The organism is Flagellimonas rhodophyticola (assembly GCF_049332665.1).
Classification (GTDB): Bacteria; Bacteroidota; Bacteroidia; order Flavobacteriales; family Flavobacteriaceae; genus Flagellimonas.
On record NZ_CP186326.1, the window covers coordinates 1012743 to 1031680 of the forward strand.

General features: G+C 37.7%; 22 protein-coding genes. 8 read left to right on the top strand and 14 right to left on the bottom strand.

The features are described from left to right. Positions 1-3: 3 nt before the first annotated feature. Positions 4-297 carry a hypothetical protein gene (locus ACOKFG_RS04645; protein ID WP_298793398.1) on the bottom strand — a complete coding sequence of 98 codons (294 nt, stop codon included), beginning with the start codon at positions 295-297 and terminating at the stop codon, positions 4-6. A gap of 18 nt (positions 298-315) precedes the next feature. Beyond that, complete coding sequence (locus tag ACOKFG_RS04650) at positions 316-552, bottom strand: hypothetical protein (protein WP_298793399.1); 237 nt, start codon at positions 550-552, stop codon at positions 316-318. Between the two features lie 80 nt (positions 553-632). Here ACOKFG_RS04650 and ACOKFG_RS04655 point away from each other — a divergent pair, with 80 nt between their 5' ends. Next, positions 633-1556, top strand: coding sequence for a LysR family transcriptional regulator (locus tag ACOKFG_RS04655; protein ID WP_299171705.1), 924 nt, complete (start codon positions 633-635; stop codon positions 1554-1556). Positions 1557-1597: 41 nt separating this feature from the next. Here ACOKFG_RS04655 and ACOKFG_RS04660 read toward each other — a convergent pair whose 3' ends face one another. Together ACOKFG_RS04660 and ACOKFG_RS04665 are read right to left on the bottom strand one after the other, a co-directional pair. After that, positions 1598-1960, bottom strand: a complete 363-nt coding sequence (locus ACOKFG_RS04660; RefSeq protein WP_422861926.1) for a hypothetical protein — start codon at positions 1958-1960, stop codon at positions 1598-1600. A gap of 27 nt (positions 1961-1987) precedes the next feature. After that, entirely contained in the window at positions 1988-2347 is a 360-nt protein-coding gene (locus ACOKFG_RS04665) for a hypothetical protein (RefSeq protein WP_298793402.1), read from the bottom strand. A gap of 136 nt (positions 2348-2483) precedes the next feature. Here ACOKFG_RS04665 and ACOKFG_RS04670 point away from each other — a divergent pair, with 136 nt between their 5' ends. The 6 genes from ACOKFG_RS04670 (at position 2484) to ACOKFG_RS04695 (ending at position 9266) form a co-directional block, all read left to right on the top strand. After that, positions 2484-3158 (top strand): TetR/AcrR family transcriptional regulator, encoded by a 675-nt coding sequence (locus ACOKFG_RS04670; protein WP_298793404.1) that lies wholly within the window; start codon positions 2484-2486, stop codon positions 3156-3158. Positions 3159-3163: 5 nt separating this feature from the next. Further along, positions 3164-4831, top strand: coding sequence for an ATP-binding cassette domain-containing protein (locus ACOKFG_RS04675; RefSeq protein WP_298793405.1), 1668 nt, complete (start codon positions 3164-3166; stop codon positions 4829-4831). A gap of 7 nt (positions 4832-4838) precedes the next feature. Further along, positions 4839-6191, top strand: coding sequence for an HlyD family efflux transporter periplasmic adaptor subunit (locus tag ACOKFG_RS04680; protein ID WP_298793406.1), 1353 nt, complete (start codon positions 4839-4841; stop codon positions 6189-6191). Continuing rightward, entirely contained in the window at positions 6175-7590 is a 1416-nt protein-coding gene (locus tag ACOKFG_RS04685) for a TolC family protein (RefSeq protein ID WP_299486660.1), read from the top strand. Before ACOKFG_RS04680 ends, ACOKFG_RS04685 begins: the two co-directional genes overlap by 17 nt. Before the next feature lie 13 nt (positions 7591-7603). Next, on the top strand, positions 7604-8512 hold the full coding sequence (locus ACOKFG_RS04690; RefSeq protein WP_422861927.1) for a YitT family protein: 909 nt from the start codon (positions 7604-7606) through the stop codon (positions 8510-8512). 127 nt (positions 8513-8639) lie between these two features. Beyond that, positions 8640-9266 (top strand): thioredoxin family protein, encoded by a 627-nt coding sequence (locus ACOKFG_RS04695; RefSeq protein WP_298793408.1) that lies wholly within the window; start codon positions 8640-8642, stop codon positions 9264-9266. A 166-nt stretch (positions 9267-9432) separates the two neighbouring features. On the opposite strand, the gene ACOKFG_RS04700 is transcribed toward ACOKFG_RS04695, so the two are convergent. The 10 genes from ACOKFG_RS04700 to ACOKFG_RS04745 form a co-directional block, all read right to left on the bottom strand. Next, positions 9433-9996 (bottom strand): SLATT domain-containing protein, encoded by a 564-nt coding sequence (locus ACOKFG_RS04700; protein ID WP_422861928.1) that lies wholly within the window; start codon positions 9994-9996, stop codon positions 9433-9435. Next, a complete protein-coding gene (locus ACOKFG_RS04705) occupies positions 9974-10852 on the bottom strand; it encodes an SMODS domain-containing nucleotidyltransferase (protein ID WP_422861929.1) in 879 nt (292 codons plus the stop codon). The genes ACOKFG_RS04700 and ACOKFG_RS04705 overlap by 23 nt, the downstream gene beginning before the upstream one ends. 239 nt (positions 10853-11091) lie before the next feature. Then, entirely contained in the window at positions 11092-11925 is an 834-nt protein-coding gene (locus tag ACOKFG_RS04710) for a CPBP family intramembrane glutamic endopeptidase (RefSeq protein WP_422861930.1), read from the bottom strand. 91 nt (positions 11926-12016) lie between these two features. After that, positions 12017-13048 carry a helix-turn-helix domain-containing protein gene (locus tag ACOKFG_RS04715; protein WP_422861931.1) on the bottom strand — a complete coding sequence of 344 codons (1032 nt, stop codon included), beginning with the start codon at positions 13046-13048 and terminating at the stop codon, positions 12017-12019. 94 nt (positions 13049-13142) lie between these two features. Next, positions 13143-14342: an MBL fold metallo-hydrolase gene (locus ACOKFG_RS04720; RefSeq protein WP_422861932.1), complete on the bottom strand. Its 1200-nt coding sequence runs from the start codon at positions 14340-14342 to the stop codon at positions 13143-13145. A 167-nt stretch (positions 14343-14509) separates the two neighbouring features. Continuing rightward, positions 14510-15181 carry a hypothetical protein gene (locus tag ACOKFG_RS04725; RefSeq protein WP_313819526.1) on the bottom strand — a complete coding sequence of 224 codons (672 nt, stop codon included), beginning with the start codon at positions 15179-15181 and terminating at the stop codon, positions 14510-14512. Positions 15182-15309: 128 nt separating this feature from the next. Further along, positions 15310-16005, bottom strand: a complete 696-nt coding sequence (truB, locus tag ACOKFG_RS04730; protein WP_299171733.1) for a tRNA pseudouridine(55) synthase TruB — start codon at positions 16003-16005, stop codon at positions 15310-15312. A 38-nt stretch (positions 16006-16043) separates the two neighbouring features. Then, a complete protein-coding gene (locus ACOKFG_RS04735; protein WP_422861933.1) occupies positions 16044-16838 on the bottom strand; it encodes an undecaprenyl-diphosphate phosphatase in 795 nt (264 codons plus the stop codon). 1 nt (position 16839) lies between these two features. Then, positions 16840-17103 (bottom strand): DUF3098 domain-containing protein, encoded by a 264-nt coding sequence (locus ACOKFG_RS04740; protein WP_298793418.1) that lies wholly within the window; start codon positions 17101-17103, stop codon positions 16840-16842. 9 nt (positions 17104-17112) lie between these two features. Continuing rightward, entirely contained in the window at positions 17113-17991 is an 879-nt protein-coding gene (locus ACOKFG_RS04745; protein ID WP_298793419.1) for a permease-like cell division protein FtsX, read from the bottom strand. A 75-nt stretch (positions 17992-18066) separates the two neighbouring features. Here ACOKFG_RS04745 and ACOKFG_RS04750 point away from each other — a divergent pair, with 75 nt between their 5' ends. Further along, positions 18067-18933, top strand: coding sequence for a UbiA family prenyltransferase (locus ACOKFG_RS04750; protein WP_422861934.1), 867 nt, complete (start codon positions 18067-18069; stop codon positions 18931-18933). Positions 18934-18938 lie beyond the last annotated feature (5 nt).

The window sequence follows — 18938 nt, forward strand, 5'->3', positions numbered from 1 at the left end:
GTGTTAATCCTCTAGGGTAATGTTTAATATTCCATCTATTCTTAATCGCTTTCCTTCTTGGCGTACTCCATTGATGAAGTCTTTTGCAATGGTTTTTTCCCTTTGCAACTCTTGGATTCTGCCATCAGGATATGTTGTGTTTGCATCGCAGTCACCCTCATACCAAGAAAGTCGTTGAAGTTTATGAAAGTTTATTTTTTCGTTTAACAACGAGGTAATAATATCCAAAGCTTCCGCAGCGGTAAAAGTCCCATCTACGAGTTGGATTTTCTGATCTGTTTTAACTAATGTTTCCATGGTGAATTTAAATTTTGATTAATACTTTTTTACTTGTTCATCCCCTAATATGTGAATGGTTAATAATCCAAATATTATGGACATTGAAATACTTAGCCATCCGAAAAAGAGAAAATCGTTAAGTGCAGACAGCACTAAGATGCCCCCAAATAGGAATCCTGTTAGAGCGTAGTACAAAGGATAATAACGCTCCTTTCTGTTAACCTTTTCTTTTTTCGAATCAACTTTTTGTGTTAATGAAAGTTTAGATAACATGATTTATTTTTTTGCAAAGGTTACTGTTTAAATAGATATATTATTATTTATATTTATTATGAAATACATAAATGTTATTTATGAATTATACATTGCACCAACTGCGGATATTCTCAAAAATTGTTGAAAAACAGAGTATTACGAAAGCTTCTGAAGAGCTTTATCTGACCCAGCCAGCCGTTTCAATTCAACTAAAAAATTTTCAAGATCAGTTCCCAATTCCCTTAACAGAAGTTGTGGGAAGGAAGCTTTTTATTACAGATTTTGGAATGGAAATTGCTAATTCGGCGGAACGTATTTTAAGCGAAGTGGATGGAATCAACTACAGAATGCAATCTTTTGAAGGGAAATTGGCAGGACGCTTGAAAGTATCTGTTGTATCTACGGGAAAATACGTCATGCCCTATTTCTTATCTGGCTTTATGAAATCTAACACGGGGGTAGACCTGGTGATGGATGTCACCAATAAATCAAGGGTGGTTCAAAGTCTTGAGGAAAATGAGGTAGACTTTGCATTGGTTTCTGTCCTTCCGAAACATCTTAAATTGAGTCGAATCGAGTTGATGAAGAATGTGTTGTATTTGGTAGCAAACCCCATGAGTTATAAAAAAATATTGCTTTCCAAAAAAATGTTCGTTAAAGATACACCGCTAATATTTCGTGAGCCAGGTTCTGCTACCAGAGCGGCAATGGAAATGTATTTATACCAATCTGAAATCGAGGTTGGAAAGCGGATTGAATTAACATCCAACGAAGCAGTAAAACAGGCTGTTATTGCAGGCCTCGGGTGCTCTATAATGCCTCTTATTGGGATAAAAAATGAACTTGGCAATGGTAATCTAAAAATTTTTCCCAAAAGAAACCTTCCCATTCAAACCACCTGGAATTTGGTATGGTTGGCCTCCAAGAAACTATCGCCAGTAGCGATGGCTTTTTTAAAGTATCTTGAGGAAACGAAGGCAAAAATTATCCAAGAAGAGTTTAATTGGTACGAGAAATATTAGGGATGCCGAAGTTTGTCAAAACAAGAGTTGGTAGCTTCTGTTCACCCCTTACCCGGAATTTTTAACTCTCCTGCGGCAACCGCTTGGTTAAAATCGGCTTTCATGGTTTTATAAAATCTAAAAAATTTAGTGCCGTCCGACTTTTTAAAGGTTACCTGTGTTTTTTTTCCGTAAGTGATATTGGTTATGATCACCCTGGTATGTTTTAAGGTCTTCAAATTGGGAATTCCCCCTCTCTTTATGATGAAGTTCTTTCTGGGAACTAAAATGTGGGTGTACGATGCATTAGAAGGTTCACCTAAAGTGAGTTCATCTCCAATTCGTACATCATCCATTTGTTTTTCCTGGCTATGCAGATTGCTTAGTGAGAGCAATAGTGCTAAAAAAAAGTAAATTGATTTCATTTGTTAGGTTTTGGAATAATGCTGTTTTCAAATCTGTGCCCTTGTAAGATTTCTTTTTACCAAGATAGCTTTTATGGTTGGTTTATAACCGTAAAAACTTCGGCCATCTTCCCTTCTAAGCACCACTTGAACACTTCCGTTAGGCATTGTTTCCATATGATCTATGACAACAATATGGCCATGAAAGTTCATGGTAAGTCCAAATCCCGAAGAAGATTTCAGCGAGTTTTCTACCAAAACTACATTGGTATATGGTATTTCTAATAGCGTTCCCAGTTCAGAATCTCCACGACTTTCGGTAAAATGCTCAAATTTTATCTCGTATCTGTTTTGTTGTGCGTTTGTGACCCAAACGGTTAAAATCAAAAGGAACATCAATTTTTTCATAGCAATTTATTTTCCCCTAATAAAAATAGGAATAAACGCAATTAAGAAAGTATTACTTTTGTTAAAAGATAGTTAAACTATTATATATTGATAGTAATACTATTATTTTTACAATCCAATTAGTTAAAATTTCGGTATGGAAAGACTCATGCAATCTATTCGGATAGGGATCAACGACAAGATTTATATCAAAGACCCCGAGTCATCGGATCTTGGAAAAAGAATTATTGAACAAAGCATTTTGCTTATAGATGAGATGGGCTTTGAGAGCTTTACGTTTAGAAAACTTGGAGACCGTATTAAATCCAATGAGAGCTCTATTTATCGCTATTTCGAAAACAAGCATAAGTTATTGCTTTACCTAGCTTCGTGGTACTGGGGCTGGTTGGAGTACAAAATGGTCTTTGCTACCAACGCCATTGGTGAACCTGCCGAAAAACTTCGTAGGGCTGTTGAAATTCTAACTCAGAGCGTTGAGTTGGATGTCTCCTTTTCGCATATCGACGAGGTTCTTCTGAATAAAATAGTTATTAATGAATATTCCAAATCATACCTGACCAAGGAGGTGGACCAAGAGAACAAGGAAGGTTATTTTGTAATCTATAAAAGGCTGGTCAATCGCTTACACGAAATGATCGTGGCATTGGATGGCGAATATCCATATCCATCAAGTTTGGCAAGCACAATTCTGGAAGGCTCGTTGCATCAATACTTTTTAACGGAGCATTTCCCTCAGCTAACAGATTGCAACGAAACCACAACACCAACACATTATTTCATCGACTTGGTCTTCCGAACCTTAAAAACTTAAAATAAATGGCAGAAATGGTCTTAACCGCCTGGCAACGCCTGATCGGGCTGCTGGCACTGGATAGAAAAGACATCCTTCAAATTTTTTACTACGCAATTTTTGCTGGAGTTGTAAATCTTTCCCTTCCTCTCGGAATTCAGGCTATCATTAACCTGATCCAGGGAGCGCAGGTGAGTACTTCGTGGGTTGTACTGGTTGTTTTGGTAACACTTGGAGTGGCCTTTTCAGGAACCTTGCAACTGATGCAGATGCGTATTATTGAAAACATACAGCAAAAGATTTTTACCCGGGCTTCTTTTGAATTTGCATATCGTTTTCCAAAAATTAGGATGCACGAATTACGAAACTATTACCCGCCGGAATTGGCAAATCGATTTTTTGATACCCTGACCATTCAGAAAGGACTTTCTAAAATTCTAATCGACTTTCCTGCTTCCTTCCTGCAGGTTGTTTTCGGACTTTTATTACTGTCTTTTTATCACCCGTTCTTCATTCTCTATGGTCTATTGTTGGTATTGTTGATTTATGTGGTATTTAAGTTCACGGTACAAAGGGGATTGGAGACCAGTCTGGATGAATCCAAGAACAAATACAAAGTGGCCCATTGGATCCAAGAGATCGCAAGGTCTCTGGTAAGTTTCAAATTATCTGGCAGAACTACACACGCTCTTGATAAAAATGACACCCTGGTAGCGGACTATTTGGACGCAAGGGAAGGTCACTTTAAGATATTGGTGCTACAGTTCATTCAAATGATAGGATTTAAGGTATTGGTAACCGCGGGACTTTTGCTTATTGGAGGACTATTGGTCTTGAATCAGGAGATGAATATTGGACAGTTTGTGGCAGCGGAGATTATCATAATTCTTGTAATTAGTTCCGTAGAAAAAATGATTTTGGGTCTGGAAACCTTCTATGATCTTTTGACTTCATTGGAAAAACTAGGGCAGGTTGTCGACAAAGAATTGGAGCCTCAAGATGGAGAAAAACCCTTTAGAACAGACGAAGGGTTTGTGGTCGAAATGGAAGATGTTTCCTATAACGTGCCCGAAAGAGATAGAAAAATCGTGGATAACGTCTCGCTAAAAATCACCCCTTCATGCACTATTCTACTACAGGGATCAAGCGGTTCGGGAAAATCTACCCTGTTGAGGTTAATTGCCGGAATTCTGGAGCCAGACAATGGAAAGATTTTTGTCAACGACGTGGCAATTCAAGGTATGAACCTCAATTATTATCGCTCACATTTGGGGCAATCACTAAGTGAGGAAACCCCTTTTGAAGGTACACTCTTGAACAACATCACCTTTGGAGACAAGACAATTTCTATGGAAGATGTTTACTGGGCATTGGAGAAAACGGGACTTACACAGTTCGTGAAAGATCTCCCCCAAGGGTTAAATACGGTATTATATCCTGAAGGAAGGCAAATACCCTATGCGGTCTCTAAGAAAATAGTTTTGGCAAGAAGTATAGTAAGAAGACCCAAACTGTTGATTCTAAAAGACCCCCTAGATCAATTTGGAGAAGCAGAGGCAGAAAGAATAATGGATTTTATAACCAATCCAGAGAATGGATGGGCCTTGGTCATCGTTAGTGAAAATCCAAAATGGGTTAAACGTTGTGGTCGCATAATAACTATGGAAAAGGGAAAATTAATTAACGAAAGATAGCAGTATTATGCTCAATATATCACCAAACAAGTTGAACGAAAAAGTGGACCTTGGTAAGTATAAGGTGGCCCAAAAAGTGTTCGTGGAAAAACACAACAAACATTTTAACCGGTTGCTCACTGTATTTTCGGTAATTGTGCTTATTGTTATGTTTCTCCCTTGGACCCAGAATATATCAGGTAAAGGATACTTAACAACCCTGAAGCCGGATCAACGTCCTCAAACAATTCAATCTCCCATACCGGGACGTATTGAAAAATGGTATGTGAAAGAAGGAGATTTTGTGCAAAAGGGAGATACCATTTTGCATATTTCGGAGATAAAAAGTGAATATTTTGACCCTAATCTAGTCGCTCGTACAGGCAAACAAATAGAAGCTAAATCCATGGCGGTCACATCCTATCAAGAAAAGGTTAAGGCGCTGAATATTCAAATAGGGGCACTTTCAAACGAAAGTCAACTTAAGTTGGAGCAGGCGAAAAACAAACTGATTCAATCTAAACTGAAAGTTCGGAGTGACAGTATCGATTTAGAAGCGGCCAAAACCAACATTGCCATTGCGGAGCGTCAATTCAATAGAACAACACAATTGGAGCAAGAAGGGCTAAAGGCTGTAACCGATGTGGAAGAAAAGAAGCTAAAGCTGCAGGAAACGCAGGCCAAGCTGATCTCCCAAGAAAATAAACTCTTGACCAGTAAAAATGAGGTAATCAATGCGCGGGTTGAAATTAATAGGGTACAGGCCGAGTACACGGACAAAATTTCAAAAGCTAGAAGTAATATGCTCACCGCCCAATCCAATCAATTTGATTCCGAGGCGCAGGTGACCAAGTTGGAAAATGCATATACCAATTATGAAGTTCGAAATAGTATGCTGTATATCCGTGCACCACAAACTGGATTTATTAACCGGGCTTTGCAATCAGGTATTGGCGAAACCTTTAAAGAAGGCGATCGTTTGGTAGGAATAATGCCGGACAAGTATGATATGGCTGTGGAAACCTATGTGGATCCCATAGATCTTCCTTTGATACATATAGGAGAGAAAGTTAGAATTCAATTTGATGGTTGGCCAGCTATTGTATTCAACGGATGGCCCAATGTTTCCTTTGGGACATTTGGGGGCGAAGTGGTGGCTATCGAAACGTTTATTAGTGATAATGGAAAATACAGGATTCTTTTGGCACCGGACAAAGATGATGTTCCTTGGCCTCAGGCTATTCGGGTTGGATCCGGAGCAAATACCATAGCCCTACTTGAGGATGTGCCAATTTGGTTTGAGCTATGGAGACAATTGAATGGATTCCCACCCAATTATTACCAACCGGATAACAAAGTTGCCGATGTCAAGAAAAAATAACCTCATTTTTCTATTCGCTATAATATTCCTAGCTGCCATTAATAACATTTACGGTCAGCAAGACACCCTTGTGCTCAATTTTAAAGAGTATCTTGGATATGTAAAGAAATATCATCCCATTGCGAAACAGGCCCAATTGAACATTGCAATGGGGCAGGCAAATTTGATGAAGGCAAGGGGTGGGTTTGACCCCAAAATTGAAGTGGATTATGATCGCAAGCAATTTAAGGGCACTGAATATTGGGATAGACTCAATACCACCTTTAAAATCCCTACTTGGTTTGGTATTGAACTCAAAGGAAATTTCGAGCAGAATCAGGGAGACTTTCTGAATGCAGCTGAAACACTTCCAACGGATGGATTATACAGTGCGGGGGTTTCTATGTCCCTTGGTCAAGGTTTCTGGATCAATGAGCGCATGGCTACTCTTAGACAGGCCAAATTTTTCAGGGAGCAATCCAAGGTAGATCAGGATATTTTGGTAAACAAAGTGTTGTATCAAGCTTCCTTAGCTTATTTTGATTGGTTAAGAGCTTTTCAAGACACTCAAGTTTTTGCCGACTTTCTAAGCAACGCAAATATTCGCTTTCAAGGCATAAAAAAAAGTGCTCTTGCTGGGGAAATTGCAGCCATTGACACGGTTGAAGCAAGAATAACCGTTCAGAATCGAGCTTTAAACCTAGAACAGGCCAAGGTAAGGTTGATGAAAAAGTCTTTGGAGCTGTCCAACTTTTTATGGATTAATGATGTGCCTGTAGAATTACAGCCCGATGTCATTCCTGATACCCAGGTCGAAGCTGATATTGACACCACTTTGGAAATCATGCAAAAACCATTGGATAGTTTTGTGCTGGAAAACCATCCAAAGTTAAGGTCTCTGCAATACAAAGTCGATGGACTTTTGGTAAATAAACGCTTAAAAGGAAACAAGTTATTACCCAAATTAGATGTGGAATATAACTTTTTAACTGAGACTCCGGAGCTCATAAACTCATTGGTAACGGATCAGTTCAAAGGTGGGTTTACATTCCGATTTCCGCTATTCTTGAGAAAGGAACGTGGGGATTTAAAATTGGCAAAGTTCAAGCTAAGGGATGCTGAATTTGAACGTGACAATGCCCAAGTTGAGGTACAAAACAAAGTAATAGGAATTTATAGGGAACTGGATTCATATACAATTCAAAATGACCTGATCGCAAATATTGTACAAGACTATCAGACGCTATTAACGGCAGAAGAACGAAAATTTAGTTTTGGTGAGAGCTCAGTCTTCTTGATCAATTCTAGGGAGGGAAAACTTATTGATGCTAATCTGAAACAAAATGAGGTTCAGAATAAATTTTTTCATGCTAAAGCCATGTTGTTTAAAACATTGGCCATAAATCCCCTTAACTTATAGGAAATTTTTTACCATGAAAGGAAAAAGCACTGCTAAACGGGAAAGTCAATCAAAAAGAAGATCCATGCTGTTGAATTTATACATTAAAGATGCCTTTTTTATTGTTTCCGGGATTTTTGCAGCTGCTTTTGGGCTTGAGAGCTTTTTGCTTCCCAATAGTTTTATTGATGGAGGAGTAACGGGAATTTCTTTGCTGGTTTCCGAAGTGACCAATACCCCACTATGGATACCCATCGTGCTGATTAACTTACCATTTATGTTTATGGCGTATAAGGTCATTGGGAAACAATTTGCCATAAAAGCAATCATTGCTATTCTTGGATTGGCACTTGCCCTTGCGCTGATAGAATTTCCGGAAGTTACCCAAGACAAACTGTTGGTGGCTGTTTTCGGTGGATTTTTTCTTGGTGCGGGAATAGGGCTGTCCATTAGAGGAGGAAGTGTTTTGGACGGAACAGAAGTGCTAGCGATTTTTTTGAGTAGAAAATGGCGGGTCAAGATTGGAGATATCATCATTTTGGTCAATGTAATTGTATTTCTGGCAGCGGCCTATTTATTGTCCATTGAAGCAGCGCTGTATTCAATGCTTACCTATTTGGCAGCTTCTAAAACCTTAGATTTTGTCGTGGACGGTATCGAAGAGTACACCGGAGTAACAATTATATCTCAAAAAAGTGAGGAGATTAGAAAAATGATTGTTGAGAAAATGGGCAGGGGACTCACCATTTATGAAGCCAAAGGAGGCTATGGAAGTCACGGAGAGCAAAATGAATACAACGTAATCTACACCGTAATCACACGATTAGAGATACGCAAACTACATATTGAAATTGATAAAATAGACCATACAGCTTTTGTGGTAATGAGCAGCATTAGTGATACTCGTGGAGGTATGGTAAAGAAAAGATTTCTCAATAACTGAGTCTTTGGGAAATTATGTCTTTCCTCGCATTAAATTCTTGATTGTAAGGTATGTTCAAATTAACCTACCAATGACGGAAGTCACATTTTATGAGATTTATGCAGTTTAACTTTGGAGAAAATTTGACATGGAAGTAGTGGAAAAAAACATATCGGAAAAGCAATTGGAATATATTCAAAAAGGTATTGCGAAGGGAATGTCTTATCAAACCTATCGTGATTTGGTCGGGGATTTGGCTAAAAACAGGCAAACCACGGGCGAAGAACAATTGGAATCTTTGATCAATTATACCGAATTGAACGATCGCAGAATGAAGCGGTGGGACAGAACGCTAAAAATCCCTGTGGATCTTCAAGAACGGATAGCCAAGATTGATACTAAAATCACCTTTTTAGTATTGAGCGAAAGTTGGTGTGGTGACGCGGCGCCAAGCTTACCAGTTATGAACAAGATAACCGAATTGAACCCCAATATTGAGTTCAAAATTGTACTTAGGGATGAGAATTTGGAGTTAATGGACGAATTCTTGACCAACGGTTCCCGCTCCATACCTAAATTGATTGTCTTTAACAAGGAAGCTGAAGAAGTGGTTGGGGAATGGGGTCCAAGACCAAGCATAGCCACTCAAATGGTGGAAGAGTATAAAAGAGAGCATGGAAATTTGGATTCGCAGTTTAAGCAAGACCTCCAATTGTGGTACAACAAGGATAAGGGTCAGGATATCTTGGAGGATTTGGTTGAATTGCTTCCTTAGGTAAGCAGACTTTTTTCCGGTAGTATCACTTATCGGTCTTGTATATGAAAAGTAGCGGGTTATATAAACTAACTTTTCGGATTATAACAGACCTTTAATTTGTTCATTTTCTTTCGATTAAGCGATTAAACCGCTATTTTTTATATACGTTGTTGCCAGTAGTACTTTATTCTCTTCTTAATTCTTTTGGTAAAAGATTATTTATCTCGTCTGTCGAAAATGTTAATTCTTCATTTAACTGAAGACTTTCAGTTGCTTTTTTGTAAGCTTTACTCAGAGTCCTTGGTGCTCCTTTATAAATATTGAAAAGCTCAGACTGTAATTCATCACGTTTTTTTCCGATTTCTTCAATATTTAAAATCCCAGAATTAAGGTCTGTGAGAAGAGACAAATACTTCTCTCTAACGTTCCAAATATCTGATGCAGATTCAGAGTGTTTTTGAGCAATTTCTCCTAAATCGTATTTTTGAAAATAAGCGTTTAAGGTGAAAAGTATAGCTGATAAAACAGCTGATATAATGCCAACCACATAATTTTCTCCAAAAACTGTAACCAAAATACCAGTAGTTGTTAATGCTGATAAGATGATTTGTAAAATTTTCATATTGTGATTTCGAGCACGTAAAATATCCGCACACTTTTCTTGTGTTTTATGTGTCCATACTGCTCTTCCATAAAGTTCCCTCAATTGGGACTCAATTGTTAATTTAGCTTGGGTATCTGTTGCCATAAATTTCTCTCCATTTTTGTTTTGTCGACCATAGTTTACCATCCGTTTGTAATTGGATTGCATCTACAGATTTATTGTAAGCAATAGTTGCTTTGTATCTAAAGTTGTCTGGATTATAAATTTGTTGTCCACTTCCAACCGCATACCATATGGTCTGAGTTGAATTTTGGTTTTTCAAATACTCAAAAAAATCTCTGCACATCCAGTCGTAATACAGGTACGACTTATCACGATTATTCCAATTTGTTAAAAAACGATATGCTAACGTATCAATTAATAGACCTTTTATTGGAACATTACAATAATATTTCCAAGCCCTTGTCATTCTACAAAGTCTCTTTAAATTATTATTGGTAATAGAATCTCCGTAATTAATTGAATTAATTTCAGGCACTGGATTTGTTTTTTTCCAGCTTCCACCTGAATTTGAATCTGCAAATGCATAAGAACCATCTGTGTATTTGAAAGCTGGTAATACTTCAAATTTCATTGAATCAGAAAATATGACCTGTACTATTTGACCATCTCCTTTTAAATATGTACTCGGATAAGTTTTAGCAATAGAATTCTTTACTTCTTGTAAAAACGCAGATTGTCCATTTGTAATATAAGCATCATATTTGTTATAAACAGACCAAGGCATTTCAAATAACATGTCAATATCACTTACCCATCCATTTGCCGTATGTCTCCCGTAAGAACCTAAATATCTTCCTCCAGTAGAAGAATCCATATTCCAAAAATCTGTATTCAGACGTTTGACAATTGAATTGAATCGAGTTGAAATGGTTGAGCGTTTTCCTGACGAAATTTTTAGGTCATCACAAAAAGTTTTAAAATTTTCAGAAACGCTCATTTATTCGGATTATTTTTTTCGTATTGCTGGCAACTAAAAGGATATGAATCGTTTTGATGATTTATATCCAACGATAAGTGAAGTTCGGGATTTTTGAATAAAGATTCAAGGTCAAATTGTTGAATGACCTTTATAGGTTAATGAAATAAGACAATTTACTTGCTTTGGAACAAATAGGTAATGGCATTGCCCCCCAAACCCGTTGCACGTACCAGCGCTATTCTTATCGAATAATGTGATTAAGGGATATCGGTATTAATCCTATTAAATTTACCCGTTACAATCACTAAAATTGCTACAGCGAGGTATACCGCACAGACAGTTAAGTAGGGGCCTCCTAGTTCATCTGGTATCGCCAATTGCGTTATCAGCTCCGGGCTTATGGGAACAACTTCTTCCCAAGGCATAAACCTTACTAAGGAAAGCGAGGCATTTGAAATGGCATGAAAACCCACCGCAAAAATTAAACTGCCTCCCGACTTGTTATACAGCCAATTAAAAATAAATGTCCAGGGAAACACAAAGGCTAAAACATATACAAAAGGAACATTGTGAATCCCTTGGCCCAGCCAATAGGTAGGTAAATGCCATAATAAATGCACTATGGCTAGTATAAAAGAGGCGCCAATTGGGGAAAAACTCCTTTGTAACCTGGGTAGCGCAAACCCTCTCCAGCCTAATTCTTCTCCAAAACCTGCGATTAAAAATGAAGGCAACAGTGCTCCCAAACCATGAGCTATGTACAACCTGTCAAGTTGGGATTCGGCGGGATTTAAATAATCCCATAAAGAGACGCCTGCCAAATGAATTGAAGCTGGAAGTAGTATCAAAAGCAGCCACCAATACCATTTTATACGGAATCTTTTAAATCTTCCGAACATTTGAGAAAGGCCCTTTTTCCCAAAAAAATATACCGTTAAACCTATGGAAGTTAATGATGGAGCCCAAATCCCAACCAATATAATGGGCAGGATTTGTGTTTTATGGCCTACAAAAAATAGCGACCAAGATAAAACATAGGTCAAAACAAAGAATGCAACAAGCTGATACCTTGTAGAAATCGTCCTTTTCATGATGATGTGAATAGTTAATCTATTTGGACAAATCTATGGTAGAAACTCGCTCAGGACGGGTCAAACGTATGCCATATCATGATATAGCATATTAATTGGTCTGATGTTGTTGCTGGAACTGTTTTGGTGTTAGCCCAACATTCTTTTTGAAAAGATGATTGAAGCGACTACTTGAGGAAAAACCGGATTCTTGTGCAATTCCATAGATGGTCAAGTTTTTTTTCTCCGGATTCTTCAGGTTTTTTTTGACCTCTTCCAAGCGGAATCTTAGTAGATAATCAGAAAAGCTCAAACCAAGATTTTGATTGATGACCTGCGAAACATATTTGGACGAAATTCCAATGGAATTGGCAAATGATTGCAGGCTTAAGTCTTTGTCCAGATACAATTTATCGTTTTCCATGGCAGATTGTATCTGTTTCAAATATTGATTTGATTTTTCTTTGGAAATAGGAGAAGTACTATACTTTTTAGGGGCAATCCCAAAGTTTTTGGAAGCGTTCATTTCTTTATAGGCCAAATAAAAGACCGGGAAAGCCAGTAAAGAAGTAAAACTTTGAAGCGTAGTAGTTGGAAGAATTTCAATTCCAAAGGACCTCAAGGTGTACAAACTAAAATTAACTGCCACGATGAGGGTGATGGAAATAATGGAAGGCAGTATCCAGTTATAAAATTGTCTTGCTCCTTTATAATAGCGTATACAATGTTGCAGGGCGAGAAAAAGATAAATGATCATCTGCGTAAATGCGATAAATGGAATTACTGATGAAAACCAAGGCCATTTTAAAAATACGTCGATCAAGAAAGGAACAAGGAACGGAATTGTATTGAGCAAGATTATCCGGTTACTGTGTTTCTTTTGGTAGTAAATTACATATAGGTAGATTGACGGACCCAGAAACCACATTACATTATTGGCGACGTCCTGAATTAATGTGGTTTGAAAACTGTAATCGCCTAAACTTAAATAGGTGTTGGTTACAATAATCGCAAAACACAGGCATAATAGGGCTACCAGTCGATTTAAAATTCGAACTCCCTTAGATTTAAGTATAAAATGAAAGAAAAGAAAGGCCGCCTGTACGGCAATGATCAAATTTAGTATAGAAAGGGTCTTTAACAATTGGGCAGATTACTTTTTAGGCACTTATCCGTTGGCGCATGTTCCGTGCGACCGAATGGGGGCATGTAGATATGTGCATTGTTAGTGGCTTGTTTTATTTATACGCTATCTGTTCATTTAATTTTGTAAACAATGTAATGTTAGGATACATTTTTTGTAAATTTTCATATGCTTCGTCCGAAAAACCAGGAGGTATGTGAGTAGCGATTATTCGTTTTGGAACTAATAGATTTGCTACGTTCTCAGTTGAATTTTTATCGAGTAACATCCAATAAGGCAATATGGCAATATCAATCGACTTGTCAGAGATTTTTTTATTTTCTAGGACCACTTTGGCTACATCCCAATTAGAATCTCCAAGATGTAAAATGGAATAATTATCTATGGATATTAAATATGCAAGGTTTTGAACTGATGAGTGTCGAACAGGATTTACATGTGGGCATTGGAATGCTTTAATGTTAACGCCTTTGTGATTTAAAGAATATTCTTCATCATTATATGGAACTTGTTTCAAGATAGAACTTAGATTTGCTTCATTATCCAAATTTTTACGAATTAAATCGTTCACCTGTTGTGAAGCAACAACTAAAGAATTTGGGTTTTCTCGCATAAAAATTTGATAATAGTCTGCATCAAAATGGTCTTTATGGTGGTGTGTCACTAATGCTATATCAGGTGTCTTGAAATTTTTGTAATCTCCATCAATTAATTTTTGCACGGTACTTTCTGAGGGGTAAGCATAGTCCGGTTTATAATTTTTATGAAAACCATCTATTAGTACTGCATTACTATCGCTCGCTATTAGAACTCCCATATTTCCGATATATGAAATAGTTAAGCCATTAGTTTCTTTTTCTAATGGTCCTTCCCATAAGACTTCTTCAATTAACCATCCGTTATTGTGTCTTGATAGGAGGACGTAGTCTATGCCCCACCAAGCTGTTATTTTGGCCGCAGCTATATGGTTACTAATATCAAGAACTTCGACCTTCTTTGGGGCATCAGGTTTGGCAAATTGCTTTTTCAGCAATACGTTTTTAGAGTAATCTATCGCCTGTTGAAAAGTCATATGGCCATCACCAATATATGAATCTGAGTTCTTGTTTTTCCAATACCCAAACTTGTACAGAGTTGGTTTTATACTACTTATTATTTTAGTGCTATCTCCTTCATAGAAACCTTCAATATAATTCGTACAGGTCTCTTCAATTTTTTTTATATCACTTTCTTGTCCATATGACAACGCATAGCATGTACTTAATAAAAAAGCAAAGAATAATTTATTTAACATGATATAATTTTTTAAATACGCCGATGATTATTTTGCTTGTGGCTAACTAACAGGATATGAATCGTCTTAATGAGCTATATCGACCGATAAGTGAAGTTCGGAAAATTTAACTTAAGATTCAAGGTCAAATTGTTGCATAAATCTTATGCATTGATAAAATGGGTAATTTATTTACTCTGGAATAAATAGGTAATGGTTCCTATTTGGGAGGCTTTGGAGTCTACGCTAAATCGTGCCTTATAGGCATAGGCGATGGCGTTGTCTACCAAACACCCATTGCTGGTGCCGGAACTCTTGTCGTTAAAAGAAGCTTCGGTCACATAACCATTGGAGTCCACTTCGATATTAATGACCACTTTGCCACCTTCAATACAAGTGTAGATTGGAGGGGGGAGGGAATAGGCGTTTCTCTCCACCAATGAATAGGAAATGGAGGTGCGTTTATCTTTTAAATTGTTGGTGAATTCTTCTTTTTGGGATTCACGTTCGGTTAATTGCTGCTTTTTTTCTTCGCGTTTAGCAGCCAACTCCTTAAGTTGGGATGCAAATTCTCCGTCGGCTTCAGAAGGTTGGCCAGCATCGCTATTCAGGGCCCGTTCTTCCATCAACTCTTCCAAAGTTTTTAAAGGCTCCGGACTTTTTACAGATGGCTTGGCGGTTTCGTTAAAGGCCAAATGACTTTTAATAGGGTCATTGTTGATGAGTTCCTCCAAACGTTTTTCTTCTTCTTCCAGCAGTTTTTCAATGTCCTCATCGGCCAGACTCATTTCAATAACGTATTCTTCCTCCTTAACGCCTCCTAAATGAATGTTGAACAACAACAATACAATTATGGACATGGAGAAAAAAGTTATTAATAACGATAACTGGTTTCTGTTTAGGTTCATAGTCCTATTATAACCGATTTTTTGCAAAAATATTTTAACTGATTCTGATGTCCAAATCACCTATCGCAGGAGAATCGGTCTTAATTGGACTGCAAATTATCCTTGAAGGTAAGCGGACTTACAGCATTAATTACGTTGAAATCACCTATTTTGGTTCTTCTGAGTGCTGATAAGTGTGCTCCGGATTGAAGTGCCTGACCAAAATCATGCGCCAACGAACGTATGTAAGTGCCCTTACTACAGACCACCCGAAACTCGACCTTTGGTAAGCTGATTTGGGTGATTTCAAACTCAAAGATTTGGATAGTCCGGGCTTTTATTTCAACTTTTTTGCCTTCTCGGGCCAATTCGTACATACGTTTGCCATCCTTTTTTAAGGCTGAAAAAATCGGAGGTACCTGTTCAATTTCCCCTAAAAATTGTGTAGTTGTGCTTGTAATTAACTCCTCGGTTATATGATCTATTGGAAAGGATTGGTCAACCTCCGTTTCCAAATCATAGGAAGGTGTTGTGGCACCCAATGTGAAGGTTCCTGTATATTCCTTGACTTGTCCTTGGAGCTCAGGGATTTTTTTGGTGAATTTTCCAGTACAGATAATCAAAAGGCCTGTGGCCAATGGGTCGAGAGTACCTGCATGGCCAATTTTTATTTTTTTGAGACCAAACTTTTTTCGGATAGCCCATTTAAGAGCATTCACGGCCTGGAATGAGGACCACTCCATAGGTTTATCGATTAAAAGAATCTGTCCATTTAAGAAATCTTCCTTTGTCTTCAAAGATGCGCAGGTTTTGTGATAAAAGTACTAACTTAAGGTTACCCCCAAATGCTCCATGCAATAGCAATAAGACCGACGATTACGCAGTAAATGGCAAAATAAGAAAGCCTACTTTGACGTACCAATTTGATCATCCAAGTACATGCCGCCAAACCGGCAATGAAAGCTGCTACAAATCCGGCGCCCATGGCAACGGCTTGGTCGCCTACAAAATTGATATCTCCACTTAGAAGATCCTTGGCCATTTTGCCAATAATCAGAGGGACTACCATTAAAAAGGAAAAACGAGCAGATTTTGATTTATCCACACCTAATAAAACGGCCGCCGATATGGTGGCACCACTTCGTGAAATTCCTGGTAATATAGCGACCGCTTGTGCCATACCAATGACAAAAGCACTGCGAAATGAAACTCCTTTGTCGGTGGTTTTGGCTAAATCCGCGAGATATAAAAGGAATCCAGTGATTAGAAGCATAATACCTACGATAATGATTGCCCCATCAAAAAAGACTTCTAAAAAATCCTCTAAAAAGAAACCAACAAGGGCAGCGGGAATCATGGAAATCACAATTTTCAAAGAAAACTGGGTCTCCTCATTCCATTTGAATTGAAATAGTCCTCGAATAATTTCCCATACGTCTTTTCGAAAAACAACTAAGGTGCTCAAAGCGGTTGCAAAATGCAATACAACTGTAAATAGGAGGCTCTCCTCAGGGAGTGAGTCTGCACCTAAAATGGCCTTTCCTAATTCTAAATGTCCACTTGAAGATACCGGTAAAAATTCAGTAAGACCCTGGATTATTCCAAGGATTATGGCGTCTATAATGTCCAAATTATTTTTTGTTTTTGTTAGGGTTCAACAAAATGGCATATACCTGAATGCCAAGACCGATGAGCACCAAAGTGGGTGCCAAACGGATTCTTCTAAAATTGTAAATATCTGGATTAAAAACATTGGGGTCATCGCTTCCACCACCAGTCATTAAAATAAACCCTAGCGCAATCAAACCAAGCCCAATAAAAAGAAAGATGTAGTTTTTCTTTTGAAAGACAAACGTTTTGGCTGGTTTTTGAATGTTCTTATTTTTCTTACTCATGCTATAAAGTTAATAATAAAGATCATCTGTCCTTAAATTCAAGAAACGTTGGGTGGCAATATGGGTGCTCAACCAAGAAATCAAAACTCCCAATCCAAAAATACCAACAAACAAAACAACGAGGACCATTACATCTTTGAATATCGCTAGCTCAGGAAAATTGGTATTTACATAGTAAAGTACAACTGCCAAAGCAATTAACGAGATTACCGAGCCTAACATTCCCAATTTAATATTGGTCCATACAAAAGGTTTTCTAATAAAAGTTTTGGTGGCTCCGACCATTTGCATGGTCTTGATGATAAATCGTTTGGAATAAATGGAAAGTCGGATGGAACTGTTGATCAACAATACCGCAATAAAAGTGAAAATGGCACTTGCAATCAAAATCCAAAAGCTGATTTTTTTGACATTGTCATTCAGTAAGGAAATAAGTGGCTTGTCGTAGCTTACTTCCTCCACATAAGTTTTGGTTGCAAGTTCTTCTGCGATTTCAGCAATCTGTGCTGTGGAAACAAAATCGGCCTTTAAATTGACGTCTATAGAGTTTTTGAGGGGGTTATACCCCAAAAATTCGATAAAATTCTCGCCAATGTCCTCGCTATATTGCTCTGCGGCATCTTCTTTGGACACAAAATCGGCGGATTTTGTATAATCGGCCATCGCCAAACTTTTTTGCAATTGTTCTATTTCCACAGGCTTGGCATTATCCTTTAAAAAGACGGAAACCGTAATTTGCTCTTTAAAGTGGTCTGCCAATTTTTTGGTATTCAACACCAAAAGCCCTAAAACTCCCAATAGGAAAAGTACAAGGGCAATGCTCAGCACAACCGAAAAATATGAGGAGATGAGCTTTCTGCGTTGGTATCGTTCAATATATTGGGCCATACATAAAAATCAATATGTAAAAATAGAAAAGTAAATCCTAATCTTTGCAGTAAACTTGTTTTTGAAGTTTTCCATATGAATAGACTATTGTTGGATTTGAAGATTTCTCGACCTGGATTATGGTTTCCTACCATTTGGATTTACCTCGTTCCGTTTGCAAACCAAGAGGGTTTTTGGGACACCTTTTCATTTTGGTTGGGATTGTTTTTTGTCTCATTTCCTCTAAATTATCTTGTGTACGGATTGAATGATTACAACGATTTTGATGCCGATAAAATCAATGACAGAAAAGGGAACTATCTCTTTGGAGCCAAGGCTAAAAGGCAACAATTGAATTCGATTCCGGCACGAGTTTTCTTAGTGATGCTTCCTTTTTTTATAGCTTTTACAGCATTGTCGGGCACAAAAATGTTGATATTATTGGGATTGATGGTAGTGGTGAATATCATCTATAATTTTCCACCGCTACGTCTAAAGGAAAGACCTCCATTCGAAATTTTGATTCAATCAGGATATGTGCTTACCGCTCTTTTTTGTATTCAGTTGAATGGATTGGAAATGCTTCCATGGCAAACAATAGTATATCTAATCCTGTTTGCCTTTCAGGCCCATATCGCTGGTGAGATTATGGATATTGAACCCGATAAGGAAGCCGGAAAAATGACCACAGCGGTAGTCTTAGGAAGAAAAAAGACCAAGATTATAATGCTTCTACTTTTGGTAATTGAATCGTACTTGCTGATTTATTGGTTTAACGATTGGATTCTTGCTGCTTTTTTAATGGTTTTTTCCGTCTGGTTGATAATAGACGCCTTTTTTGTCTTTAAAGACAAGCCATATTCGCATAAACAGATGCTTCTTTTTGGATACGCGATTAATGCTTCGGCCATTTTATCTATGATTTGGGTGTTGTATAGCGCTAAACTTTTGACAATTGTATAGCAAGA